Below are 23426 nucleotides of genomic sequence, written 5' to 3'. Positions count from 1 at the left end.
ATGTCACACCAAGGAGTTGTCGCCGCCTGCTCGGATGTGGCGACCATGATCGACCGGAGCGTGCGGCTGGCGCGGCGCAACGTCGACACGTTGTTCGCCTCGATCCTGTTGCCGCTGCTGATGATGGCGCTGTACGTGTTCGGCGGCGCGATCAACACAGGTACTCAGTACGTCAACTACGTCGTACCGGGCATCCTGCTGCTCACTACTGGGTACGGGGCGGCGTCGACCGCGATGGTGGTTGCCGATGACATGAATACGGGGATGATCGACCGGCTGCGTTCACTGCCGATCCGGAGCTTCGCGGTACTGACCGGGCATGTGGTCGCGAGTGTGGCGCGTAACGCGGCATCCACTGCGATCGTCATCCTCGCGTCGTTGGCGATGGGGTTCCGTCCTGGCGGTGGAGTGATCGACTGGCTCGCGGCTATCGGTCTACTGCTGCTCTACGTCGTGGCACTGTCCTGGTTGGCCGCTGGACTCGGTGTGATCGCCAAGACGGTCGAGTCGGCCAGTACGCTCAGCTTCTTCATGCTGTTCCTGCCGTACCTGAGCAGTGCGTTCGTACCGCCGGACTCGATGCCGAAGTGGCTGCAGCCGATCAGTGAGCATCAGCCGATCACTCCGGTGATCGAGGCGGTTCGCAGTCTGCTGACCGGCACGCCGATGGGAAACAACGGCCGACTGGCGCTCGCGTGGTGTTGTGGTCTACTCCTGTTCTCCGTGCTGCTGGCAACCGCTCTGTATCGGAGACGCACCAGCCGGTGAAGAAATCGCTACCGAAACCACCCGCTGTGACCCCTTCATCGAGTTAACGTCAAGGTCCCCCCTCGTGTGGTGGTCCCATCCCCCCGGGACCCACACGGACAAGCGCCCCGATCATCGATCGGGGCGCTTTGTTTTCCCGGGCCTGTCGTTTTCGCCGCTCCTGGTTCGACGTATCAGTGAGAGCGACCAAGGGAGAGGGTCAGAATGAACATCAGCGCCGACGTCCGGAACATGATCATCACCATGCTGGCCGAGGGGAGCCCGGTCTGGTACGTCGCGGGCATGGTCAACATGCGCAGCCACGACGTCTACACCATCGGCCATGCCGCCGGTTACCCGGACAAAACCAAGCTCCGCCGCGCTGTCTGGGCCGCCCAGAATCGCGTCCCGCAAGCTGCCTGACCTCAGTCCTCGGGGTGCTCGATCTGGTACTGCTCGATCAGTTCCTCGAAGCGGCCGGGCGCGCCTTCGGCCAGCGACACGGTGCGGCCGCCGACGACGGCGCGGACCTGGTCGGCCACCTCGGCGGCCTTCTCCGGGGTCGCGTAGATGCCCAGCAGCAGGTCGTCGGTGTCGTCGGCGAGCGTGAACCCCCAGGGCACGTCGCACGGGCCGTTGTGGGCCTCGACCGGGCAGAGCACCCGCGCCACCGGTTCCTGCATCGCCAGCGCCTCGCCGGTGCCGGAGAACCCCTGAATCCTCAACTCGTACGTCTTCACGAACCGAAAGTTACCGATGCCCCACCGGGCGCGCATCGGGGTTTTCGCCCCAACCGTCCCTGACTGCCTGTCAGCCCAAGGTATGACTTCTGTGCGCGTAAGGTAATCGATTGGCTACCGATCGACGCGCTGAACGGGGAGAACTTTGATCAGGACTGTCGTCGCACTGACCGGCGCCGCGGCGCTGGCGATCGCCGGAGTGGCGCACGCCGCGCCGGGAGAAGCACAAACAGGCGAGCAGAACGTGACCGTTCAGATCTGGCTGACCTCAGACCTGGCCGGCGCCGCACGGTTCGCCACGGCGGTCTCCACCCCGGGCAGTCCTGACTTCCACCACTACCTCAGCCCGAACGCGTACACGGCCCGCTTCGGACCGTCCGCCGCGACGGCGAACGCGGTCTCGGACTGGTTGCGCCACCGCGGCATGACCGACGTACAGGTCAGCAGCGGCCGCGACTACATTTCGGCGTCCGGCCCGGTGTCCAAACTGCAATCCGTACCACCATCGCTCGCGCCGAACATCATGTCCGTGACCGGTCTGGGCAACGAGGCCGCGCCGCGGTCGGCATCGGTCGCACGCCGACAGCCGACCTGCTCCGCGTACTGGGCTCAGCACGTGCGGACCGTCAGCCCCTCGTACCGCGGATTCGCGAAAGCCTCGCTGCCGGTGTGCGGTTACTCCGCCCAGCAGTTGCGCGCGGCGTACGGTGCGTCCTGGGCGGCGACCGGCCGCGGCCAGACCGTCGCACTGACCGAGAGCGAGGCGCCGACCAACATGGCGCAGACGCTGCGGGAGTACGCGCGACGCAACCACCTGCCGGCCCCCAAACCCAACCAGTTCCGCGAGATCCACGTCGGCTCGTGCGGTACCAAAACTCAGCGCACCCGCAGCGCGCAGCAGTACAACGACGAAGCGGAGATGGATTCCGAGGCCGTGTACGCGATGGCGCCCGCGGCGAATCAGCTGATGGTGGTCGGAAGCGGCTGCGACGAAGACCAGGCGCTGCTCAACGCCGTACTGGCCGTGCTGACGGGCGACGGTCATCGGCCGAGCGCGTCGATCGTCTCCAACTCGTGGCAGATCCCGATCGGCGATGTCTCCCCGAAGACCTGGCACGCGATCACGCTCCGGGCGGCTGCCGAAGGTGTCGGCCTGTACCTGTCGTCCGGCGACACCCCGGGCCTGACCATGACCGCATCGGACCCGCTCGTGACAGCGGTCGGTGGTACGACGCTGGGACTCGATGCCCGGAGCAACCGAGTGTTCGAGACCGGCTGGTCGAACGGTTCGGCGATGTTCGAGGACCGCAAGTGGAGCGAGCTCGGCATCACCGGCGCGGGCGGCGGAACCAGCCTGGTCTACGCGCAGCCGGCGTACCAGAAGGGCGTCGTACCAGCGTCGATGTCACACGTACGCGTCGGTGGGAGAACAGTCGTCAACCGAGCCGTACCCGACCTCGCGGCCGTCGCCGACCTCGACACCGGCATGCTGACCGGCTACACGACGCTGGACGACAAGGGCAAACCCACGTACCGGACGATGGTCAACGCGGGCACCAGCCTGTCCGCCCCGCTGGTCGCCGGCTTGATCGCCGGTGCCCAGCAAGGGCGGCGGACACCGTTCGGTTTCATCAACCCGCTCCTGTACCGGCTGCATGGCACCCGCGCGATCAACGACGTACTGCCGATCAACAAGGCGATGCCACAGCAGAACCGTGCCGCCTACACCCCGGCCACCGCTACCGACAGCGCGACCATCGACGTCTTCGACTCCCACAATCCGACCGACACCGACCAGACGACCGTCAAGGGTTACGACACCACCACCGGCATCGGCACCCCCAACGGCCTCCCCTTCATCCTCGGCCTGCGCTACCTCGCGAAGTAGCACTACTGAGGTACGAAGTACTTCCAGGTCCTGCCCTGATCGGTGCTGGTGATCACGTTGTCGCCGTTGTACTGCATCCCGTACACGAACTCGCCCAGCGATTGGAGGTCACCCAGGTCGGTCGGCGGCGTCAGTGGCGTACCGGCGCCAGGCCGGAGCAGTTCGCGCTTCTTGCCTTGGTAGAGCACAAGCCCCGTGCCGTTGTCGAAGGCAACGAGGGCCGACACGTAGGTGTTGTCGCGGTTGGCCACCGTGGTCCAGTGCTCGCCCCCGTCGGTGGACAGTCGAATCGGCACCGGTTCGCGGGGCCCCGCGCTCGGCTTCCAGCCCGGGACCGCAAGCAACGTCTTGCCGTCCGGGCTGACCGCCAGCTTGCCGCTGATCCGGCCCGGGCTGATGACTGAATGGTTCCAGGTCTTGCCTTGGTCATCGGTCCAGTAGATGTTGCCGACCCCGCTGCTCTTGCCGCCGACCAGCCAGACCCGTCCAGTGTTGTCACGGTCGACCTGGTAGACGGTGTCGATCCCGGGCACCTTCACCTCCCGCAGCACACCGGTCTCCGGATTCAGCGCCCGGAGCGTACTGGACGCCACCAGTACGTCGCCGGCGTCAAACTCGGTCGTCGGTGGAGCCCAGCGCATCCTCTTCTCGGTCCGGCCCTGAGCCGTCAGGCGGACCAGCACGGACTGGGCCCAGGTCGGATCGGTTCCCTTCATGCTCGTCGGGCTCGACATTGCCAGCACCTCGTCACCGACCCGGACGACGCCGTACCCGTTCTGGCGCACCGGCGCGGTGGCACGTACACCGTCCCGGACCAGCACCGCGGCGGAGAGCGACGTGTACTTCGGCCCGGGCGACACCCACACCGCGGCCCAACGCGTCGGCGTGGCGTACACGATCCCGGCAGCGCCCGACTTCTTGCCGCCGATCAGCTTCTCGGCCGTCGGGTCGACCTGGATCGAGGCCGGCGGACCGGCCGGTGGCTTCTCGGAGCCGATCACGTTCCGGAGCGGCAGTACGGCGGCCAGCACCGCGATCGCCACCGCCACGACGACGCCCGCGCCGGTCAGCGCCTGCCGACGGTGCCGGCGGCGGATGCCACGCCGCTCCAGCACCTCGAAGGGCACCGGCTGGACGGTCTCCTGGATCTCCCAGGACAGTTCTTTCAGCTCAGACATGGTCGACCTCCTCAGCCTCGTCGGCGTCATCGGCTAAAGCGTCATCGGCGAACTCGTGGACGAGCGGAGCCAGCCGGGATCTGCCCCGGGAGAGCCGGGCCTTGACCGTCCCCTCCGCGACCCGGAGCTGGGTCGCGATCTCCCGTACCGGCAGATCGACGATGTGGTGCAGCACGATCGCCTCCCGCTGCTCGTACGGGAGGTGCCGCAGGGCCTCGACCAGCGCGACCCGGTCCGCCGACAGCCCGGCGGTCGTGGTCTCGGGGACACCCGCGCGGGACATCAACCCGTGGAAGCGGAGCGCGCGGCGGTAGCGCTGGCGGACGGAGTTCAGCGCGACGGTACGCAGCCAGCCCTCCGGGTTCTCGAGCCGCGCGAACCGGCCGGGTTTCTCGACCGCCCGGACGAACGCCTCCTGCACGGCGTCCTCGGCCTCGCCCCGATTCCCGCAGATCGCGAACAACTGCCCGACCAGCCGCCGGTAACACCCCTCGTACAGCTCCCGCACCGTGTCGCCGTCAGCCATCACCACTCCCCAGATTCGGCCCCTTTCCCTGCACAAGTCCCGGCAACCCCATCAGGTTGCATCACCGAACCGAAATCGAACCCCAAGTGGCATTGGACACTCCGCCCGCCCTGCCGCTCGATCGGCGGCGACGTGGTCGAGCACGGCGCGTACGCGGCCGGGCAGCGCGGGTGAAATCGGCAACCGGAAGGCGGCGCCAGCAGGCTGGGCGGTTCGTCACCGAGCAGCGCCGGCGCCGCGAGCGGTACGTCCACGCGCGGCACCGCGTTCAGCAGAGCCCGGGTGTACGGGTGCGCGGGTGCCGTGAAGAGTGACTCCGCGGACGCCTCCTCGACCACCTTGCCGAGGTACATCACGGCGACCCGATCGCAGAGCCCGCGGACCACTGACAGGTCGTGCGAGATGAACACGACAGTGAGCCCGAGCTCCTTGCGGAGATCGGCGAGCACGTTCAGTACGGCGCCGGTGACCGATGCGTCGAGTGCCGCGACGGCCTCGTCCGCGACGATGAGGTCGGGGGCCGTGGCGACCGCACGGGCGATCGCGACCCGTTGCCGCTGGCCCCCGGACAGGGCACCCGATCTGGATGAGAGCACCCGCTTCGGCAGGCCGACCAGGTCCAGGAGTTCGAGGATCCGGGCGGCTTCCCGGCCACGATCGGCCAGGTGGTGCAGGCGTAGCGGTACGCGGAGGATCCGTTCGACGGTGTGCCGCGGATCCAGTGACGAGCCGGGGTCCTGGAAGACCATCTGGATCCGGCGCCGGGTCGCGGCCGGCCGCTTGTCCGGGAGTGGTTCGCCGTCGAGGAGCACCTGGCCGGTCGCCGGTCGTACGAGTCCGACCATGGTCCGGGCCAGGGTCGACTTTCCGCAGCCGCTCTCGCCGACCAGCCCGACGATCTCGCCACGCCCGATCGCCAGGTCGACGTCATCCACGACCCGGAGCCGCTGGTTCCGGAAGCCGGTCCGCGCGGCGTACTCGACACCGACCTTCCGCAACTCCAGCAACGCGATCATCGGCGTGGTCCGAGCGTGATCGTGTCGTGCACGCAGTCCGATCGATGCTTGCTCTCCGTACCGTCAAGGCCTCGTGTCGGCGTCGAGCAGCCGTCCCCGGCGACCGAGCACCTACTCATGAACCGGCAGCCCGGCGCGTACTCGAACGGGTCAGGCGGCGCGCCGGCGATCGAAGCGAACCGTGGTTCGGGATGGTCGAGGTCCGGAACGGCCGCCACCAGCGCCCGCGTGTACGGATGCCGCGGCGAACCGATCACATCGGCGGACGGACCGATCTCGACGATCCGGCCCGCGTACATGACCGCGACCACATCGGCGATCTGGCGGATCACCGCGATGTCATGGCTCACGAACACCAGCCCCAGTCCGCTCTCCTGCTGCTTGCGGCGCAGCAGCATCAGGATCTTCGCCTGCAGCGTGACGTCGAGTGCCGTCGTCGGCTCGTCGCACAGGAGCACCTCCGGGTCGGTGGCCAGGGCGAGCGCGATCGCGGTTCGCTGCCGCAGCCCGCCGCTCAGCTCGTGCGGGTAGGCGCGCGCCCGATGGGCCGGATCGGGGATTCCGACCGCGCCGAGCAGTTCGAGCATCGCGGGCCACGCGGCCCGGCGGGAGATCCGGCGATGCCGCCGGACGGTCTCCGCGAGGTACGTGCCGATGCGCATGGTCGGATCGAGGGCGGCGAACGAATCCTGGAACACCATCGCGACACCAGGTGGATGCTCGCCGGCCGGCTGCCGAGCACCTCCATGCACCGCGACCGTTCCGGCCCGAACCTCAGCCCCGGCCGGCAGCGATCCCATCACCGCCCGCAGCGCGATCGACTTCCCGGACCCGGATTCCCCCACGACGCCGACACATTGCCGCGCCCCGACGGCGAACGACAGCCCGTCGAGCACCGACGCGGAGCGCCCGCGACTCTGGACGTCGACCCGGAGCCCTTCGACCTTCAGCACCTCAGTAGCCATCAGCTTTCGCCTCCGGAACGAGCCCGGACGTAGTCGCCCAACGAGGCGATACAGAGACCGAGCAGAACGATCGTCGCGCCTGGAACGGCAGCCAGCCACGCATGGCTGCGCAGATAGATCTGTGCTTCCGCCACCATCGCGCCGAGCTCCGGCGTACCGGCGGGCACGCCGAGATTGAAGAAGGACAGCACCGCGATGCCTTGCAGCGCCATGCCGAGGTCGAAGACGAAGTAAGCGGCCGTCTGGCGGTTCGCGTTGGGCAGCACGTGCCGCCACAGCACCCCGGTCCAGGAATGTCCGAGAAGGTAGCCGGCGGCAACGAAGTTCGCTTCCTTGACCCGCCGCACCTCGGTCCGGATCAGCCGCGCGTACACGATCCAGCCGAGCGCGGTGAATGCCGTCAGCAACGAAGTGACCCCACGCCCGAGTACCGCGACCAACGCGATCAGGAACACGTAGACCGGAAGCCCTTGGAACACGTCGGCGATCCAGCGCACCGCCGTGTCCAGTACGCCACCGAAATGTCCCGCGATGCCGCCGATCGCGGTGCCGAGCAGCATCGGCAACGCGGCGGCGGGGACGATCAGGATCAGGTCGGTACGCAGCGCGTACAGCAGCCGGGAGAAGATGTCGCGACCCAGCGCGTCGGTACCCAGCCAATGCCCGCCACCGGGCGGCGCGAGTTGCTGAAGCGATTGTTGCGCGGGGTCGTAGCGCGCGACGATCGGCGCGAACAAGGCCGCCAGCACGAGCAGGGCCAGGATGGCGATCGACACCTGATGCATTCGCGGCGGGAGGATTCGCCGCCCTGCGGTCAGCTCCATTGGGTCCTCGGATCCAGACAGGCGACCGCGACGTCGGCCAGCAGATTGCACAGCACGATGCCGAACCCGAACAGCAGGGTCAGGCCTTGGACGACCGGAAAGTCGCGCTGCGCGGCCGCCGTGATCATCTCCGCGCCCAGTCCCGGCAGGCCGAACGTCTGCTCGACCACGACGGCGCCGAACAACAGCGCGCCGGCTTGGAAGCCCAGCAGCGTAACGACCGGTGGCAGTGCGTTCCGAAGCATGTGCCGGCGGATCAGGAACCACCCGCGACCGCCGACGGATCGAGCCGTCATCAGATAGTCCGACGCGACCACTTCACGCAGGCTGGTAGCCGCGCTCCGCGCCAGGAACGGCATGATCGCCAAGCCGATCGTGATCGACGGCAGGATCAGCGAACGTACCTGCCCGGAAACGCCTGGCTGGAGTCCACCGACCGGCAGCAGGCGCAGTTTCAGACCGACCACGGTGGCCAGCATCAGCCCCACCCAGAACGACGGGCAGTTCAGCACCACGGCAAGACCACGCTCGACCAGCCGCGCCGGCCACGACGAAGGACGCAGCGCCAGTAGGAAGGCGGCCGGGCCGGACAGCGCGATGCTCATCGCCATCCCGCCAAGAAGAAGGGCGATCGTGACACCAGCACGTTGCTCGACGATCGTACTGACGGGGAGGTTGCTCCGGTTCGATCGACCCAGATCCAAGTGACCGAGCGACTCGGCGTACCGGACGAACCGTTGTGGGAGCGGCCGGTCGAGGCCCAGCTCGGCACGTACCACCTGGACCTGCTGCTCGGTCGCTCGCGGCCCGGCGATCGCGCGGGCCGGATCGCCCGGGAGCAAGGCCTGCAGCGCGAAGACCACGACCAGCAACAACCCCAGTACCGGCACGACCTGCAGCAGCCTGGCGGCCAGTAGCTGCATCCTGGAGCTGTTCATGTCAGCCGATCCAGAGCTGGTCGGCCGGATAGTTCAGGTACGGCGTGACCTGCAGCCCGTGCAGTTTCGGAGCGGCCGCGAGGACGCGATCGGGATAGGCGATCGGAACGTACGGCAGGTGCTCGCCGATCCAGTTCTCCGCGAGCTTGGTGGCGTGCTGGCGCTCGGGCTCCGTTCGCGCCACGTCCAGCTTGTCGAACGCGCCGCTGATCACCTTGCCCGGATCGCTCCCGGTGACCATGTACGACACCAGCCCGAAGATGTCCCCGACGCTCGGTGACACGCTCGCGACCTCGGCCAGCTCGATCCCGTAATCCCCTTTGGAATAACGGTCGAACATCACCTGCCCCTCCTCCGGCTGCAGGTCGACCTTGATCCCGACGGCCCTGAGCATCTGCGCCGCCACCTCACCGCCGCGGGTAGAGATCGGCGACGACGCGTCCACCAGCAGCACGACCGGCGAACCGTCGTACCCGGATCGGCTGAGCTCCGCCTTGGCGGCCGCTTGGTCGTAGCGGTACGTGCAATCACACGCTGACGAGCCCTGTACGCCGATCGGCAGGCCGCCCTTGGCCGGCGTCGCCAAGCCACTGAAGACGGACTTGATGTAGCTGTCCCGATCGATGGCATAGGAGATCGCGCGCCGGAAGTGCAGATCCGTACCCGGTCCCTTCGTGGTGTTGACGAAGGCGGCGTGGATGGTCGACGACGGCTTGACCAGATGCCGATCCGCTGCGGGCAACTGTGCCGACACATCGAGCGGAACCGACTCCAGCATGTCCGCCTGACCACTCTGGTACTGCAGGAGCTGCTGGTTCGGATCGGACACGACCTTGTACGTGATCGCGTCCAGGTACGGCCGTCCTTCGCCGTAGTAGTGGCTGTTCCGGGCCAGCCGGAGGGTTTGACCTGGCGTGTACGAGTCGATCACGAACGGACCCGCGCCGATCGGCTTCCGGAAGAAGTCCGCCCGGGACTTTCCCCCGAAGCCTTTCGGTACCACCACCGCCGTACCGTTGCCGAGCCAGGACAGCAGGAACGTACTGGGCCGGTGCAGCTTCAGTACGACCGTCGTCGCGTTCGGAGTCGAGGCGCTCTGGATCGCGGAGTAGAGCGTCCCGTACGACACGCTCTGCTGCCACAACTTGACCGAGAAGGCCACGTCCGCCGACGTCAGCGTCGCCCCGTTGCTGAACCGGAGGTTCGGCCGGAGGGTGAAGGTGAGCGTCCGGTGCCCCGCGTCGAACACCCACTTCTGGGCCAGCCCGGGCACGACCGTGGCACCGTCCGCGCTCGGCCGGACCAGCCCTTCCATCACCTGTGGGAGCGTCTCGAAGGTGCTCGGCATCAGCGCCTTGTCAGGGTCCCACGAGTCGACGTCTGCGGCCCGCAGGACGGTGAGCTCACCACCGCGGACCGGGGCGGACGCGGGTCCGGACGATTCGGCGGCATTACCTGCCGAGCAACTGGAAAGAGCAAGCACCGCGGCCAGGGCGGTCAGCAATCGCAGGTAGGGCTTCGGCATCATCAGCGGTCTGCTTCCTGGGGGTCAGGTGGCTACTTTCTGATCGAACGTTCGATAGCAGGAAGGTAGAGAGCAGTACCTGACGAGTCAAGAGATCAGCCCTGGAACAAGGAAACTCGCTCCCCGTCGCGCGGAATCGTGACCTCCAGACCGGCCGCGGCCGCATCGCACGCCAGCTCCGCGCGGGTCAGCCCACAGTGGTTCAGCGCCTCCAGATGGACCGCGATCACCTGGCGCCGGCCGGGGTACCGGCAGGTCGCGAAGACATCGTCCGCGCCCATCGTGATCGGGTCTCCGGTGACCATCCGTGCCTCGCCCGCGTTGACGACGACGACCTGCGGCTGGTTGACGTCCAGGACGGCGGCGACCTCGTCACACCACACGGTGTCACCGGCGACGTAGACCTGCTGACCGCCGTGGGTGAGCAGCCAGCCGGAGACCGGTCCCATCAGGTCGGCCTGCGCGCCGGTTCCATGCTGCCCGCCGGTTCGCCGGATCGCGACTCCGCGCCAGTGCGTCACTTCGTCGACCGGCCGGACATCCGGGAGGCCGCGCTCGGTCAGCTCGGCGACGTCGAAGGGCTGACAGAAGACGGGCACCGAACGGTCCCGCAGGAACGCGATCGCGGTGTCGTCGAGGTGGTCGACGTGGGTGTGCGTGATCAGCACCGCCGTCGCCGAGGCGACGACCTCGGCCGCGCCGGTCGGTAGGCCGACCAATGGCCAGCGGGTCGGGTTGGACGTTCCTTCGACCGCATCGTGGCTCCGCGCGTCGTCCAGCATCGGGTCGACCAGGAAGGTCTGCCCGGCGAGCTCCAGCAGGATCGTGGCATGGCGAATCAGCGTGAGGGCTGTCATCAAGTCGTACTCCGAGATCAGGCCGCACCCAGTGCGGCGACAAGCCGGTCCGCCAGATGGTCGGCCAGCAACAACACGGGCAAGTTCGTCGTGGCTCGTGGCACCACCGGAATCGCGGCCGCATCCAGTACGCGCAGGTTCTCGACACCGAAAACGCGTCCGTCCGCGTCGGCGACGGCTCCGCTGTCCGGCGAGGCACCGATCGCGCAGGTGCCGACCGGATGCCAGTAGTGCGCGAACCGATAACCGCGACCCGAGATCGCGTCCGGGATCCGATCGCCAAGTAGCGGGCTCAACCCTGGCGCGCTACTGATCTCCTTCCAGAGCTCACGCCCTCGGATCAGTACGGCTCGGTCATGCCCGTCGGCATCACGCAGATACGCGTGGTCGATCGATGCGGGCACCGTCGGATCCGCCGTACGAAGAACCACCGCGCCACGCGATCTCGGCGTCAGACAGGCAGCCGGCAGGACGCATTCCAGGCCGGTCGACGGCGGATCGGTCCACGGAAACAGATGCAGGTCGTAGGGGCCGTCGCCCAGCAATGAATCGGCCTTCGCGATGACCTGCTCATCCGGAGCTGGTCGGGTACGGGCGAAGTCCGCGGTCTGCCGGAGCAACAGTTCGCTCGGCGCGAACCTCAGCTCGAGCGTCGGGTGGTCGTGCAGGTTGCGTCCGACACCCGGCAGGTCCACGGCCGCCGAAATCCCGACCGCCGCGAGCTCCGCCGCCGGCCCGATTCCACTACGCAGCAGGAGCTCCGGCGAACCGTACGCGCCGGCACAGAGCACGAAGTGCCGCGCCTCGACAACTATCAGCTGCCCATCGGCGCGGACGACGGCACGTCGTACGACGCCGTCCTCGACCTCCAACCGCTCGACCAGAGCGCGACCGAGAACCCGGAGCGTACGCTCGGATCGCGCCTCGTCGAGGAACGCGAACCCCGAGTTCCAGCGCACGCCGCGGGGATTGTTGACCGGTGACGGTCCGCAACCCACGCCACCGTCGAGTACGTCGAGATCATCGGTCCGCGGCAGGCCGCGCTGCACCATGGCTTCCATCACACCTTGCTGGAACGGCGTCAGTTCGTCGTCGGCGTACTGGCGGACCTGGAGCGCGCGATTCAGCGACGTGAGCCGTGCTTCGATCTCGCTCCGGGTCCAGTCCAGGCCCCACTGCTCGTAGTCGGCGCCGAAGCCGACGGTCTGCGAGCATCCGTTGTGGGCGGAGCAACCACCGACGACCTTGGCCCGCTCGAACGCCCAGCCGGTCTGCCCTTCCGCGCCGGGACCCGTGTACCCCCAGTCGTGGCTGGTCGGCAACGTCGAGCTGTCGAGCAGCTCGGGTGGCCACAGCTCGTCGGCCAGCGGCCCGTAGTCCGGCCCGGCCTCGATCAGCAGGACGCTCGCCGTCGTCCCTCGCGCCAGCTTCCGGGCGACCAGACAGCCGGCCGTGCCAGCGCCGATCACCACCACATCCGAAACCATCGTCAGAGTCGGGATCATGGGCTAAAGTTAATCGATCAATCGATCAAAACTCAATCAGTCGAGTAGTGCATCGATCCGAGACTTCACGCACCGAAGACGAGGCATACCGTGCAGATCGCCCTCTTGATCTACCCAGGATTCACCTCCCTCGACGCCGTCGGGCCGTTCGAGGTGCTCAGTCGCCTGCCGGCCGCGGACGCCCGCTTCGTGTCCGCCGGCGGCGGCCCGATCGAGGCTGACCAACCCAACTTCGTACTGCCCTCGGTGCCGCTGAGCGAGGTGACCAGGCCCGATCTGGTCGTCGTGGCCGGCGGGAGCACGACGCAGCAGTACCTGGAGAACGAGACCATCCTCGACTGGCTGCGGACCGCGCACGAGTCGGCCCGATGGACAACCTCGGTCTGCACCGGGTCCCTGCTCCTCGGCGCGGCCGGCCTGCTCACCGGCGGCCGGGCGACCTCGCACTGGTGCGAACTCGAAAGCCTGCGGGTGTTCGGCGCCGAACCGGTGTCCGAGCGCGTCGTCGTGCACGACCGGGTCATCACCTCGGCCGGGGTGTCGTCCGGTATCGACATGGCGCTCCGGCTGGTCGATCTGCTGGAAGGCGCCGAGTACGCCCAGGGCGTCCAGCTCGCGATCGAGTACGACCCGCAGCCGCCGTACGACGCGGGCTCGATGGCGAAGGCGCCGCAGGCAGTGGCCGAGATGGTGCGTGGAGTGTTCAAGGAACACTACGGCCCCTCATGGGCCGAGGTTCAGTCGGCCAAAACCGACTGAACCTCGGCAACAGCGGGGGCGTACGTCAGCGTGCGTCCGCCCCCGCGTACTGCGTGTTGACCCACACCGTCTTGACAGCGGTGTAAGCCTCCATCGCGTACGAGCCCTTGTCCCGCCCGTAGCCGCTCATCCGCATCCCGCCGAACGGTACGGCAGCGTCCGCGTCGCCATAGGTGTTCACCCAGACGGTGCCCGCCTTCAATCGGCGAGCGACGCGGTGCGCGCGACCGACATCACGGGTCCAGACCCCGGCCGCGAGCCCGAACACGGTGTCGTTGGCCTTACGGATCAGCTCGTCCTCGTCCCGGAACGGCAGCACCACCACCGCCGGCCCGAAGATCTCCTCGGCGGCGACCCGCGCGTCGTCAGTGGTGTCGGTGATCACGGTCGGCCGGATGAAGTTGCCGTTGGCAAGTTCTCCGTCCAGTACACGGCCACCGCCGGCCTGGACGACACCCTCGTCCCGCGCGAGATCGAGGTACTCGACGACCCGCGCGGTGTGCTCGGCCGTGACCAGCGCGCCGAGCTGGCTGGCCTCGTCGAGTCCCGGGCCGACGCGCAGCGCCTGCGCGTCCGAGACCAGCTCCGCGACGACGTCGTCATAGCGACGGTGGTGGACGAACAACCGCGATCCGGCCGAGCAGTCCTGGCCCATGTTGTAGAAGATGCCCCAGAGCGCGCCGTCCCGGACCTGTGCCGGGTCGGCGTCGGCGAACACCACGTTCGGCGACTTGCCGCCGAGTTCCAGGGTCACGCGTTTCAGGTTGCCGACCGACGCCTCGACGATCCGCTGCCCGGTCCGCTTCTCACCGGTGAACGACACCTTCTCGATCCGCGGATGCGTGGTGATCGCCTCGCCGGCCGTCTCGCCGTACCCGTTCACGATCGAGATCACGCCCGGCGGGAACCCGGCCTCCGCGCTGAGTTCGGCCAGCCGCAGTACCGACAGCGGCGTCTGCTCGGCGGGTTTGAGGATCATCACGTTGCCGGCCGCCAGCGCGGGCGCGAGTTTCCACGCGGCGATCGCGAGCGGGTAGTTCCAGGGAATGATTCCGGCCGTCACCCCGATCGGCTCGTGCAGCGTGTAGACATGCGCGTCGACGTCGGCCACGTCGATGGTCTGCCCGGAGTTCTTGGTGGCGTACCCGGCGAAGTACCGGAAGACGTTGGAGGTCTCGGGCAGATCGTCGCCGAGAGCCAGGGACAGCGGCTTGCCGTTGTTCAGCGTCTCGAGTACGGCCAGTTCCTCGGCGTGCTTGTCGATCAGGTCGGCCAGGCGCCACAGCAGCTTCGCCCGCTCAGCGGCACTGGTCCGCGACCAGCTGCCGTTGAACGCCCGCTCGGCGCTGGTGACGGCGCGGTCGACATCGCGCGCTCCGCCACCTTGCACCGAGGTGATCACCTCGCCGGTGGCCGGGTTGATCACCTTGATGATGTCCGGATCGATCGCGTCGACGAAGCCGTTGTCGAGGAACAGGCCTTTCGGGCCACCGTCCAGGAACGCGAGGACGGGCGCGGACAGAGTCCAGCTCATGATTATCGGTTCTCCCTGCTCGTGGGTTTCGGCTCAGCGGCGATCCGGCGCCGGAGCGCGGCCTTGTCGACCTTTCCGATCGGCAGCCGGGGCAGGCTCTGCTCCAGCCACAACCGCTTCGGGCGTTTGTAGTTGGCCAGCCGCTCGGCCAGGAACGTCTCCAGTTCATCGGCCGACACGTCACCGGCGACGACGAAGGCATGCCCCACCTCGCCCCAGCGATCGTCGGGTACGCCAACGACAGAGGCCAGCGACACCCCCGGATGCTGCTCGAGTACGGACTCGATCTCGCGCGGATACACGTTGTAGCCGCCGGACTTGTACATCTCCTTCAGGCGACCGGCCAGGCGGACGTGCCCGTTGGGCTCGATCCGGGCCAGGTCGCCGGTGTGCAGCCAGCCGTCGGCGTCGATCGCCTCCCGGGTCGCCTCCGGCCGGCCGAAGTACCCGAGGGTGATGTGCTCGCCGCGGATCAGGATCTCGCCCTCTTCGCCGTCGTTCGCCGTACTGCCGTCGGCGCGCCGGATCGTCACCTCGTACCGTGGATCGATGCGACCGACGCTCCAGGCCAGTACGTCCAGCGGATCGTCGGGTTCCGTGTACGTGACCGAACCCGTCGACTCGGTCAGGCTGTAACTCGTACCGAGCTTCGCGCCTTTCTGGGCGAGCCGCTCGAGCAGACCGAGCGGAGCGGCGGCACCACCCCAGAGAATCCATTCGAGAGACGAGAGGTCGCAGGTCTCCCACTCCGGGGTTTCGACAGCGGCCAGCAACTGCGTGGGTATGTAGTACAGGTGCGTGAGGCGCTCGCGCTCCACCATCCGCAGCGCACCCGCGGCGTCGAACTTCGCCATGAAGACGACGGTGCCGCCGGCCGTGAGGATCGACGTACAGATGTCACCGAGACCACCGATGTGGTTCAGCGGCAGGTCGCACAGTTTCCGCGGCGCATCGCCGTACCAGCGGGACGTCTGAATCACGCCGCAGCTCGACAGGCCGACGTGCGGTACCAGTGCGCCCTTCGACTTCCCCGTGGTTCCGGAGGTGTAGATCATGGCCGCGGCGTCGTGAGGTTCGACGGCCTTCCGAGCCACGTCCAGCGAGCTGCGGTCGGTCCCTGCCGCCAGGAAGGCGGCCCATCCGGTGGAGATCCCGGGTCCCGCGTCCCCGCGGGTGATCAGCGGAACCGACGGGCCGGTCTGCTCGCTGATGCCACCCAGCAGCTCGGCGAACCCGGTCTCGCTCGGCTCGATCATCGAGAACACCAGGCGTGGCCGGCTGTCGGCCAGGATCGCGGTGATCTCGTCCAGTGTGTACCGCGGGTTGAGCCCGACCCAGATCGCTCCGATGCTCGCGGTCGCGAGGAAGTGCGCGAAGCATTCCGGTCGCGTACGGCCGAGCAGGGCGACCCGATCGCCCCGGCCGACGCCTTGCCCCACGAGTGCGGCGGCGATGGCATCGACCTCGGCCTGGAGTTCGCGGTACGTCCAGCGCACGCTGTCACCGACCAGCGCCTCCCGCTCGGGGTGGATGCCGGCCCAATGCCCCACGTAGTCGGAGATCCGGGGCAGCACGGGGATGGTCATGATCGGTCGTCTCCTCCTCGGCCGGATCTTCGCCGGTTCACAGCGTCACGCCGGCCGGGTAGCGGTGCCGCCAGGGGTACGCACGCTCGAGCTGACCGGCCAGCGCCAGCACGGTGCCGTCGTCGTTGCGGCCACCGATCAGCTGGGTCCCGAGCGGCATCCCGTCGCGGGCTTCCACCAACGGGATCGAGATCGCCGGCAGGCCGAGCACGTTCGCGATCACCGTCAGCGCCGCCGTCTCCTCGGCCCGCCGCAGCGGCAACCACGGATCGGCACCCTGCCCTTGCCACAATGCCCCCTCCCCCGGCGCGAGCACCGGATTGGTCGGGGTCAGCAGGATGTCCACGTCGTCCCACAACGTGTACATCTGCCGGGCCGCCAGCTGCAGCTCGATCACGGCCCGGACGTAGTCGATCGAGTCGGTCCGCCGCCCCGCTTCGCGCAACGTACGGTTCAACGGCTCGACCGCCGACTCGTCCTCGATCTCGACCTCGGCGGAACCGGTCGCGTAGATGATGTCGAAGTGGGCCTGGAACCAGTCCTGGTCGAGCCCGGGAATGTCACGCTCGACGACGTCGTGGCCGAGCGCGGCGACCAGCTCGGCCGCCTGCCGGCCGCGGGCCACGGCGGCCGGGTCGACCCAGGTCGGGAAGGCCGGCCGGGTACTGAACGCGATCCGCAACCGGCCCGGGTCCTCAGCGGCGCGTTGCCGGTACGGAACGGGCTGCGCCGGATGCCGGTACCAACCGACGCCCGGCTCGGCCGCGAACACGTCCAGCAACGCCGCCGTGTCCTCGACCGTACGCGTCAGCACCCCTTCGGTGGCGAAGCCTTCCATGAACATCGCGTCCCCCGGCACGAGACCGCGGCTCGGCTTCATGCCGACCAGACCGCAGAAACTGGCCGGTTCCCGGATCGAGCCGGCGCCGTCCGACCCGTGCCCGAGCGGAAGCATGCCTGAGGCAACGGCCGCCGCGGTGCCTCCGCTCGAACCACCCGGGCTGCGCTTCACGTCCCAGGGGCTGCGGGTGACGCCATGCCGGGCCGACTCGGTCACCGAGACGGTACCGAACTCGGGCGAGGTGGTCGCGCCGACGAAGACGAAGCCGGCGTTCCGCAGCGCCCGTACCGCGACCGCGTCATCGTCCATCACCACGTTGCCGACGGCGTTCGAGGCGCTGCACAGCTCCCAGCCGCGAACCGGATGCAGGTCCTTGATCGCGATCGGCACCCCGGCGAACGGTGGCAGTTCGTCGCCTCGGGCAACGGCCTCGTCGACCTCGGCGGCCGCCTGCAGGGCAGCGGCGGCCTCGACCCGGCAGAAGGCGTTCAACTCCGGGTTGATGGCCTCGATGCGGTCCAGGTAGCGGCGGGTCACCGCGACCGACGCCAGCCGGCCGGTCCGGATCTGGTCGGCCAGCTCGGTCGCCGACGGCCATCCGTGCTCCGCCATCCCAAGCGGGGCCGGCGGAGCAGGGGTGGTATTGACAGTCATCGTGCCTCCTCAGGCAGGTCGACCGGACGGCGGCTGGGCTTCCAGCCAGGTCCGGGAACGCTGTCACGCAACAATCGGGTGTACGGATGGCGCGGGTGGTCCAAGGTGCCGAGCGTCTCGCCGGCCTCGACGATCTCGCCGCCCTTCATCACCGCGATCCGGTCGGACACCTGCCGGACCACGGCGAGGTCGTGGCTGATGAAGAGGTACGCGACACCGGTCTGTGCCCGGATGTCGGCCAGCAGACCGAGGACCTGCGCCTGGATCGAAACGTCGAGTGCCGCCACCGCCTCGTCCAGGATGAGCACCTGGGGTTCGGCGGCCAGCGCCCGGGCGATCGCGACCCGCTGGCGCTGACCACCGGACAGCCGGGCCGGCAGCGCGTGCAGCTGCCGGTCGTCGAGGCCGACGAGGCCGGCGAGCTCTTGCGTACGGCGTCCGCGGGTGCTGGTGTCGTACGTGGTGTGCAGCCGGAGCACCTCGTCGATCGCCGCGGCCGGGGTCTGTCGCGGGTCCAGGCTCAGGTACGGGTCCTGGAACACCATCTGGACGTTCCGGCCCCGCCGCCGGCGCTCCTTGGCCGACCGGGCCGGCGTGGACCGATCGCTGCCGCAGGCAACGATTCTTCCCGAGGTCGCCGCCTCCAGGCCGACCACCAGCTTCGCGACCGTCGTCTTTCCGGACCCGGATTCGCCCACGATGGCGAGCGATTCACCCGGCGCCAGCGCGAAGCTGACGTGGTTCACCGCCGTCACCGCGCCGAACTGCTTGTGCAGCTCGGCAACTTCCAAGATCGGTTCGGTCATCGGCTCGTCTTCCTCAGTTCGTCGACGTGATGACACGCCACCTCGCCGTCGTCGATCGAGCGGATACCGGGTGCCTCCGCCAAGCACAGTTCGTCGGCGTGCGTACACCTCGGCGCGAACGGGCAGCCCAGGTCGACCTCGAACGCGGACAACGGTCGTCCGGGTACGGCATGTGGTCGTTCCCGCGGACCGGTCAGGCTCGGCCGGGAGGCCATCAGCGCCGACGTGTAGGGATGCAGCGGGCGATTCTGCAAGCATTCCGACGTCTGCGTCTCCATCACCTGCCCGGCGTACATGACGACCGTGCGGTCGCAGACCGCCGCGGCCAGCTCCAGGTCGTGGGTGATGAAGAGCATCGCCAGTCCCAGCTCGTCACTGAGCTCCTGCAGGATCGCCATCACCTCGGACTGGGTGGTGACGTCGAGCGCGGTCGTCGGCTCGTCGGCGAGGACGAGTTCGGGCTCGCTGAGCAGCACCGAAGCGATCATCACCCGCTGCAACAGGCCACCGGAAAGCTCATGCGGGTACTGGCGCAACCGCCGCGCACCGTCCGCGATACCGACCTCACCGAGCATCCGCACGGCGCGTTCCTCGGCATCGGAACGCCTGACCTTCCGGTTCAGCCGCAACGCCTCGGTCAGGAAGTCGCCGACCGTACGGACCGGGTTGATGTGCGCCCGCGGGTCCTGGAACACCATCCCGACCCGCGACCGGTACCTGCGCAGGTCGGACCCGGTCAGCTCCGCGACCGACAGTCCCCCGAAGCGGATCGAGCCGCGTACCTCGGCGCCCGCGGGAAGCAGCCGCGCCACCGCCCGGGCAGTCATCGACTTGCCCGAACCTGATTCGCCGACCAGCCCGACCGTTTCACCCTTGCCGATCCGGAACGAGACGTCGCGCAGTACCGGCCGGGATTCCCCGTCGACCTCCAGCGCGACATTCAGTCCGGAAACTTCCAGCAGCTCCGTCATGTCACACGTCCCGTCTCGGCAGCAGGAGTCCCGGAAGACGCCGCGTACGCCGCTGTGGTCCGCGCTGCGACATCCGCTCGCCGAGGACGTTGAACGAGACAACGAGCGCGACGATCAGGCAACCGGCGGTGAGCGACTCCGCCGGGTAACCCTGCAGTACGCCGGTCTGTCCGGTCCCGACCATGACTCCCCAGTCCGCGTCCGGGAACTGCACGCCCAGACCGAAGTACGACAGGATCGCCAGGTCCACCATCGCGTACCCGAAGAACAGGGTCGACTGCGCCGCGATCAGCGGGAGCAGGTTCGGCACCAGATGCCGTAGGCAAATAGTTGTCGCCGGAGCACCCTGGATCTCGAGCGCCTGAATGTACGGTTTGCGCCGCTCCGACAACGCCGCGCTCCGCAACAACCTCGACGCGTACGGCACGTACGCGACCGACAACGCGAGCACCGCGGTTCCCAGACCCGCGCCGAACACCGCCGCCGCGAGAACGGCGAGCAGGATCCCGGGGAAGGAGAACATCACTTCGAGGGCGGCCGAAACGATCGAGTCGAACCATCCACCGAACCAGGCGCAGGAGATGGCGACCACGATCGCGACCGCCATACTGAGCGCGACGACGCCCAGCGGCCCGAGCAGGGAGCTGCGCGCACCCACCAGCAAGCGCGCAAGCAAGTCACGGCCCTGACTGTCGAACCCGAGCGGATGCCCCGGCGCCGGAGCCGTGAACGCCCGCGCCAGGTCGCTGTCGTTCGGGTCCTGGGACGTGAGCGCCGGCCCGGCCACGGCCGCGACCAACGCCAGTCCGATCACCAAGAACGAGATCCAGCCGAGTACGCCCCAGCGGGATCCGCCGCCGCGCCGGAGCCGTATCACGACCGGCGCGCCACTTCGCAGCACACTCATTGACCAGCTCCCAGGTTGATCCGCGGATCCAGAGCGGCGGCGAGTACGTCGACCAGGGTGTTGACCACGACGAACGTAGTCACCAGAACCAGACAAATGCCCTGCACCACCGCGAGATCCTTCGACAGCGTTGCCTCGACCAGATAGGCGCCGAGCCCGTTCAGGCTGAAGGCCCGTTCGACCACTGCCGCCAGCGCGATCATCGACGCCGTGGTGATCCCGGTCAGCGTCACGATCGGCACCAGCGCGTTCCGCAAGGCGTGCCGACGGACGACCGTTCCGTACGGCAGGCCGCGACTGATCGCGGTCTGGACGTGTTCGCGCGACAGCTGGTCCTTGACCGTCGTCCGGGTGATCCGGGCGACCGACGCCGTCGCGGCAGCCGCCAGCGCGATCGCGGGCAGGGTCAGGTGGTGGATCGTGCCGAGTACGCCGCTGCCGCCGCCGAACGCGGGAAACCACCCGAGACCGACGGACAGGAAAACGATCAGCACGATCGCGGCCACGAACGGCGGGACGGCGACGACGACGGCCGTCAGTACGACGACGGCCGAGTCGACCTTTCCGGGCCGGAGTGCCGCGATCAGTCCGAGCCCGACACCGACCACGATCATGATGACGGTCGCGTACAGGACCAGCTCGGCGGTCGTACCCGCCCGGGCCGCGATCAGCGACGAAACGTCCTGCCGGAGGGCGATCGACATCCCGAGATTGCCGTGCAGCGCGTCTCCGACCCAGGCGAAGTACCGGACCAGGAACGGATCACCCAGCCGGTACCGCTCCTCGAGGACGGCAATCGTCTCGGGCGGAAGCGATCGGCCACCGGCCAGCGCGGACAGCGGGTTGCCCGGCGCCAGCGAGGCGCCGGAGAAGACGACGAAGCTCGACACCACAAGGGTCACGACGAGCATCACCGCCCGCCGGACCAGGTAGCGCGCCATCTATTTCACGCCGCCCAGGCCGGTCGCCCACGGGGCGGAGAAGTGCTGGGACGAGACCGTTGCCCCAGACAACTTCTTGTTCAGGACCAGAACGGTGTCCGGTGCCACGATCGGGATCCAGGGCAGCTCCTTGACCAGGATGTCCTGCGCCTGCACGGTCAGGTCGGCGCGCGTCGCCGGGTCCGCCGAACCGCGCGCCTTCTGCAGCAGACCCGCCACCTCGGGGTTCCGGTACGCGCCGTAGTCCTGCTCCGCGCCCGGAACCGCCAGCGTCGCGTACAGCCGGGCCGGATCGGCCCAGTTCGGGAAGTTGGTGGTGAAGAACCCGTCGACCTGCGCCCGGGCCTTCTGATCAAGGAACAGCGAGCCGTACGCGTTCGCCGAGAACGAGGTCAGCTTGACCTTCAGGCCGATCTTCTCGGCCGCGGACTTGAACGCGTTGGCCTCGGTCACCAGCTTGTTGATCTCGCTGCTCATCCCGATCGTGATGGTCTGACCGGACACTCCGGCCGCCTCGATCAGCGACTTGGCCTTGGCGATGTCGACAGTGGGCTCGGGCAGTCGCTGCCAGGCGGCCTCGAAGGTCGCCTTCTGCGCACCCCAGGTCCCCGGGCTGCCGAGCGCGCGCGACGGCTGCGCGGTCCCGCGGTACAGGGAGGTGATGTAGCTGTCCCGGTCGAAGGCCAGCGAGAGTGCCTGCCGGACGCGCGGGTCCTTCAGAATGCCCCGGTCCGTGTCGGCGACGATGAAGGCGTCGACCAGGAAGGACGGTCCACGATAGATCCGTACCGCCTCGCTCTTCTTGAGCTGATCGAGTGAAGACACCGGCAGTTCGAGGTACGCGCCGTCGACCTCGCCGGTCTGGAGACCGGAGGCCAGCGTCGACTCGTCCGGAATGCCCTTGAACTTGATCTCGCGGACCCGTGGCCTTACGTCAGCGTTCCAGTACCTGTCGTTGCGCTCGACCGTGAGCGCATCGCCGGGCTGCCATTTCTTCAGCTTGTACGGTCCCGTACACACCGCGCCGCCCTTGGGCGTTCCGTACGTCTTGCCGGCCCGGGTGACCGCCGCTTTCGAGACGATGTCGCCGGCCGCGAACGAGAGGGCGGACTGCAGCCAGTAGTCGGGCTCGGTCAGCGTCAGCTGCACGGTGTGGTCGTCGGTCGCGACCACTGACTTCACCCGCGCGAACACCGGCGCCCAGTAGCCACCGGCCTTCGGATCCCGGTTCCGGCCGATGCTGAAGACAACATCCGCCGCCGTCATCGGCGTACCGTCCGAGAAGGTCACGCCCTGGCGCAGCGTGATCACGGCCTTCAGCGGGTCCGGGTAGTCGATCTTGGTGGCAAGTCCCGGGCCCAGCGAGCCATCAGGTTGCTGACGGAACAGTGACTCGCAGAGTAGGCTCGTGACGGTCAGCTCGGGGTAGTCCCCGGTGGTGATCGGATCGATCGACGTCGGATCCCGGTACAGCGCCCAGGTGATCGAGTCGACGGCTTCCGTTCCGGCCGCCGTGGTCGTCACCAGCTGCTGGGTCGCGACGGCCGAGCCGGCCGGAGCGTCCGCGCTCCGGAACCCACAGCTTGCCGTCAGCAGCAGGACCACGGCCACCGCGGCCGGTCGCCTCGCGCGCTCAGTTCTCATCGCTGTCTTCCATTCGTCGGCCCGAGTCCCGAAACGGATCCGGAGCTCCTGATAGATCGAACGATCGCTCAATT

At 68.3% G+C, this 23426-nt stretch carries 22 protein-coding genes; 4 read left to right on the top strand and 18 right to left on the bottom strand.

The window, feature by feature from the left end:
* Both HDA44_RS35165 and HDA44_RS35160 read left to right on the top strand, forming a co-directional pair.
* Complete coding sequence (locus tag HDA44_RS35165) at positions 1 to 768, top strand: ABC transporter permease (RefSeq protein ID WP_184841996.1); 768 nt, start codon at positions 1 to 3, stop codon at positions 766 to 768.
* A 204-nt stretch (positions 769 to 972) separates the two neighbouring features.
* The gene (locus HDA44_RS35160; RefSeq protein WP_202887744.1) at positions 973 to 1170 is read left to right on the top strand and encodes a hypothetical protein; all 198 of its coding nucleotides are present in this window, start codon (positions 973 to 975) and stop codon (positions 1168 to 1170) included.
* A 2-nt stretch (positions 1171 to 1172) separates the two neighbouring features.
* Here the strand turns inward: HDA44_RS35160 and HDA44_RS35155 are convergent, their stop codons facing one another.
* Positions 1173 to 1487, bottom strand: a complete 315-nt coding sequence (locus tag HDA44_RS35155; protein ID WP_184841993.1) for a hypothetical protein — start codon at positions 1485 to 1487, stop codon at positions 1173 to 1175.
* 145 nt (positions 1488 to 1632) lie between these two features.
* On the opposite strand from HDA44_RS35155, the gene HDA44_RS35150 reads away from it, so the two are divergent.
* Entirely contained in the window at positions 1633 to 3375 is a 1743-nt protein-coding gene (locus HDA44_RS35150; protein ID WP_202887742.1) for a S53 family peptidase, read from the top strand.
* 2 nt (positions 3376 to 3377) lie between these two features.
* Here HDA44_RS35150 and HDA44_RS35145 read toward each other — a convergent pair whose 3' ends face one another.
* The 9 genes from HDA44_RS35145 to HDA44_RS35105 all read right to left on the bottom strand — a co-directional run bounded on the left by HDA44_RS35145 (position 3378) and on the right by HDA44_RS35105 (position 12709).
* Positions 3378 to 4553, bottom strand: coding sequence for a WD40/YVTN/BNR-like repeat-containing protein (locus HDA44_RS35145; RefSeq protein ID WP_184841990.1), 1176 nt, complete (start codon positions 4551 to 4553; stop codon positions 3378 to 3380).
* A complete protein-coding gene (locus HDA44_RS35140; RefSeq protein WP_184841987.1) occupies positions 4546 to 5079 on the bottom strand; it encodes an RNA polymerase sigma factor in 534 nt (177 codons plus the stop codon). The genes HDA44_RS35145 and HDA44_RS35140 overlap by 8 nt, the downstream gene beginning before the upstream one ends.
* On the bottom strand, positions 5079 to 6095 hold the full coding sequence (locus HDA44_RS35135) for an ABC transporter ATP-binding protein (RefSeq protein WP_184841984.1): 1017 nt from the start codon (positions 6093 to 6095) through the stop codon (positions 5079 to 5081). Before HDA44_RS35135 ends, HDA44_RS35140 begins: the two co-directional genes overlap by 1 nt.
* Complete coding sequence (locus HDA44_RS35130) at positions 6092 to 7060, bottom strand: ABC transporter ATP-binding protein (protein ID WP_184841980.1); 969 nt, start codon at positions 7058 to 7060, stop codon at positions 6092 to 6094. The genes HDA44_RS35135 and HDA44_RS35130 overlap by 4 nt, the downstream gene beginning before the upstream one ends.
* On the bottom strand, positions 7060 to 7884 hold the full coding sequence (locus tag HDA44_RS35125) for an ABC transporter permease (protein WP_184841977.1): 825 nt from the start codon (positions 7882 to 7884) through the stop codon (positions 7060 to 7062). The genes HDA44_RS35130 and HDA44_RS35125 overlap by 1 nt, the downstream gene beginning before the upstream one ends.
* Complete coding sequence (locus tag HDA44_RS35120) at positions 7875 to 8822, bottom strand: ABC transporter permease (protein WP_184841974.1); 948 nt, start codon at positions 8820 to 8822, stop codon at positions 7875 to 7877. The genes HDA44_RS35125 and HDA44_RS35120 overlap by 10 nt, the downstream gene beginning before the upstream one ends.
* Before the next feature lies 1 nt (position 8823).
* Positions 8824 to 10350, bottom strand: coding sequence for an ABC transporter substrate-binding protein (locus HDA44_RS35115; protein ID WP_184841971.1), 1527 nt, complete (start codon positions 10348 to 10350; stop codon positions 8824 to 8826).
* A 92-nt stretch (positions 10351 to 10442) separates the two neighbouring features.
* Positions 10443 to 11204 carry an MBL fold metallo-hydrolase gene (locus HDA44_RS35110; protein WP_184841967.1) on the bottom strand — a complete coding sequence of 254 codons (762 nt, stop codon included), beginning with the start codon at positions 11202 to 11204 and terminating at the stop codon, positions 10443 to 10445.
* A gap of 17 nt (positions 11205 to 11221) precedes the next feature.
* The gene (locus tag HDA44_RS35105; RefSeq protein ID WP_184841964.1) at positions 11222 to 12709 is read right to left on the bottom strand and encodes a GMC family oxidoreductase; all 1488 of its coding nucleotides are present in this window, start codon (positions 12707 to 12709) and stop codon (positions 11222 to 11224) included.
* Between the two features lie 90 nt (positions 12710 to 12799).
* Here HDA44_RS35105 and HDA44_RS35100 point away from each other — a divergent pair, with 90 nt between their 5' ends.
* Complete coding sequence (locus tag HDA44_RS35100) at positions 12800 to 13468, top strand: DJ-1/PfpI family protein (protein ID WP_184841961.1); 669 nt, start codon at positions 12800 to 12802, stop codon at positions 13466 to 13468.
* A gap of 25 nt (positions 13469 to 13493) precedes the next feature.
* Here the strand turns inward: HDA44_RS35100 and HDA44_RS35095 are convergent, their stop codons facing one another.
* The 8 genes from HDA44_RS35095 to HDA44_RS35060 are packed head-to-tail and all read right to left on the bottom strand — an operon-like array spanning position 13494 to position 23352.
* Positions 13494 to 15002, bottom strand: a complete 1509-nt coding sequence (locus tag HDA44_RS35095; protein WP_184841958.1) for an aldehyde dehydrogenase family protein — start codon at positions 15000 to 15002, stop codon at positions 13494 to 13496.
* 2 nt (positions 15003 to 15004) lie between these two features.
* Positions 15005 to 16588 (bottom strand): class I adenylate-forming enzyme family protein, encoded by a 1584-nt coding sequence (locus HDA44_RS35090; protein WP_184841955.1) that lies wholly within the window; start codon positions 16586 to 16588, stop codon positions 15005 to 15007.
* Between the two features lie 37 nt (positions 16589 to 16625).
* Positions 16626 to 18083, bottom strand: coding sequence for an amidase (locus tag HDA44_RS35085; RefSeq protein ID WP_184841953.1), 1458 nt, complete (start codon positions 18081 to 18083; stop codon positions 16626 to 16628).
* Positions 18080 to 18889, bottom strand: a complete 810-nt coding sequence (locus HDA44_RS35080) for an ABC transporter ATP-binding protein (RefSeq protein ID WP_184841950.1) — start codon at positions 18887 to 18889, stop codon at positions 18080 to 18082. Before HDA44_RS35080 ends, HDA44_RS35085 begins: the two co-directional genes overlap by 4 nt.
* Entirely contained in the window at positions 18886 to 19860 is a 975-nt protein-coding gene (locus HDA44_RS35075) for an ABC transporter ATP-binding protein (protein WP_184841947.1), read from the bottom strand. The genes HDA44_RS35080 and HDA44_RS35075 overlap by 4 nt, the downstream gene beginning before the upstream one ends.
* Before the next feature lies 1 nt (position 19861).
* The gene (locus HDA44_RS35070; protein ID WP_184841944.1) at positions 19862 to 20767 is read right to left on the bottom strand and encodes an ABC transporter permease; all 906 of its coding nucleotides are present in this window, start codon (positions 20765 to 20767) and stop codon (positions 19862 to 19864) included.
* Complete coding sequence (locus HDA44_RS35065; protein ID WP_184841941.1) at positions 20764 to 21708, bottom strand: ABC transporter permease; 945 nt, start codon at positions 21706 to 21708, stop codon at positions 20764 to 20766. The genes HDA44_RS35070 and HDA44_RS35065 overlap by 4 nt, the downstream gene beginning before the upstream one ends.
* Positions 21709 to 23352 carry an ABC transporter substrate-binding protein gene (locus HDA44_RS35060; RefSeq protein ID WP_184841938.1) on the bottom strand — a complete coding sequence of 548 codons (1644 nt, stop codon included), beginning with the start codon at positions 23350 to 23352 and terminating at the stop codon, positions 21709 to 21711.
* Positions 23353 to 23426 lie beyond the last annotated feature (74 nt).

Origin of the sequence: Kribbella solani, assembly GCF_014205295.1 — a bacterium.
GTDB lineage: Bacteria > Actinomycetota > Actinomycetes > Propionibacteriales > Kribbellaceae > Kribbella > Kribbella solani.
Note: the sequence above shows the minus strand (reverse complement) of the source record. Positions and strands in the feature narration are given on the sequence as shown.

What these genes read in the sequence shown, in the direction of transcription:
- HDA44_RS35165 (WP_184841996.1), top strand. Translation starts at nt 1, where the DNA reads ATGTCACACCAAGGAGTTGTCGCCGCCTGCTCGGATGTGGCGACCATG.
- HDA44_RS35160 (WP_202887744.1), top strand. Translation starts at nt 973, where the DNA reads ATGAACATCAGCGCCGACGTCCGGAACATGATCATCACCATGCTGGCC.
- HDA44_RS35145 (WP_184841990.1), bottom strand. Translation starts at nt 4,553, where the DNA reads ATGTCTGAGCTGAAAGAACTGTCCTGGGAGATCCAGGAGACCGTCCAG.
- HDA44_RS35140 (WP_184841987.1), bottom strand. Translation starts at nt 5,079, where the DNA reads ATGGCTGACGGCGACACGGTGCGGGAGCTGTACGAGGGGTGTTACCGG.
- HDA44_RS35135 (WP_184841984.1), bottom strand. Translation starts at nt 6,095, where the DNA reads ATGATCGCGTTGCTGGAGTTGCGGAAGGTCGGTGTCGAGTACGCCGCG.
- HDA44_RS35130 (WP_184841980.1), bottom strand. Translation starts at nt 7,060, where the DNA reads ATGGCTACTGAGGTGCTGAAGGTCGAAGGGCTCCGGGTCGACGTCCAG.
- HDA44_RS35125 (WP_184841977.1), bottom strand. Translation starts at nt 7,884, where the DNA reads ATGGAGCTGACCGCAGGGCGGCGAATCCTCCCGCCGCGAATGCATCAG.
- HDA44_RS35120 (WP_184841974.1), bottom strand. Translation starts at nt 8,822, where the DNA reads ATGAACAGCTCCAGGATGCAGCTACTGGCCGCCAGGCTGCTGCAGGTC.
- HDA44_RS35115 (WP_184841971.1), bottom strand. Translation starts at nt 10,350, where the DNA reads ATGATGCCGAAGCCCTACCTGCGATTGCTGACCGCCCTGGCCGCGGTG.
- HDA44_RS35110 (WP_184841967.1), bottom strand. Translation starts at nt 11,204, where the DNA reads ATGACAGCCCTCACGCTGATTCGCCATGCCACGATCCTGCTGGAGCTC.
- HDA44_RS35105 (WP_184841964.1), bottom strand. Translation starts at nt 12,709, where the DNA reads ATGATCCCGACTCTGACGATGGTTTCGGATGTGGTGGTGATCGGCGCT.
- HDA44_RS35095 (WP_184841958.1), bottom strand. Translation starts at nt 15,002, where the DNA reads ATGAGCTGGACTCTGTCCGCGCCCGTCCTCGCGTTCCTGGACGGTGGC.
- HDA44_RS35090 (WP_184841955.1), bottom strand. Translation starts at nt 16,588, where the DNA reads ATGACCATCCCCGTGCTGCCCCGGATCTCCGACTACGTGGGGCATTGG.
- HDA44_RS35085 (WP_184841953.1), bottom strand. Translation starts at nt 18,083, where the DNA reads ATGACTGTCAATACCACCCCTGCTCCGCCGGCCCCGCTTGGGATGGCG.
- HDA44_RS35080 (WP_184841950.1), bottom strand. Translation starts at nt 18,889, where the DNA reads ATGACCGAACCGATCTTGGAAGTTGCCGAGCTGCACAAGCAGTTCGGC.
- HDA44_RS35075 (WP_184841947.1), bottom strand. Translation starts at nt 19,860, where the DNA reads ATGACGGAGCTGCTGGAAGTTTCCGGACTGAATGTCGCGCTGGAGGTC.
- HDA44_RS35070 (WP_184841944.1), bottom strand. Translation starts at nt 20,767, where the DNA reads ATGAGTGTGCTGCGAAGTGGCGCGCCGGTCGTGATACGGCTCCGGCGC.
- HDA44_RS35065 (WP_184841941.1), bottom strand. Translation starts at nt 21,708, where the DNA reads ATGGCGCGCTACCTGGTCCGGCGGGCGGTGATGCTCGTCGTGACCCTT.
- HDA44_RS35060 (WP_184841938.1), bottom strand. Translation starts at nt 23,352, where the DNA reads ATGAGAACTGAGCGCGCGAGGCGACCGGCCGCGGTGGCCGTGGTCCTG.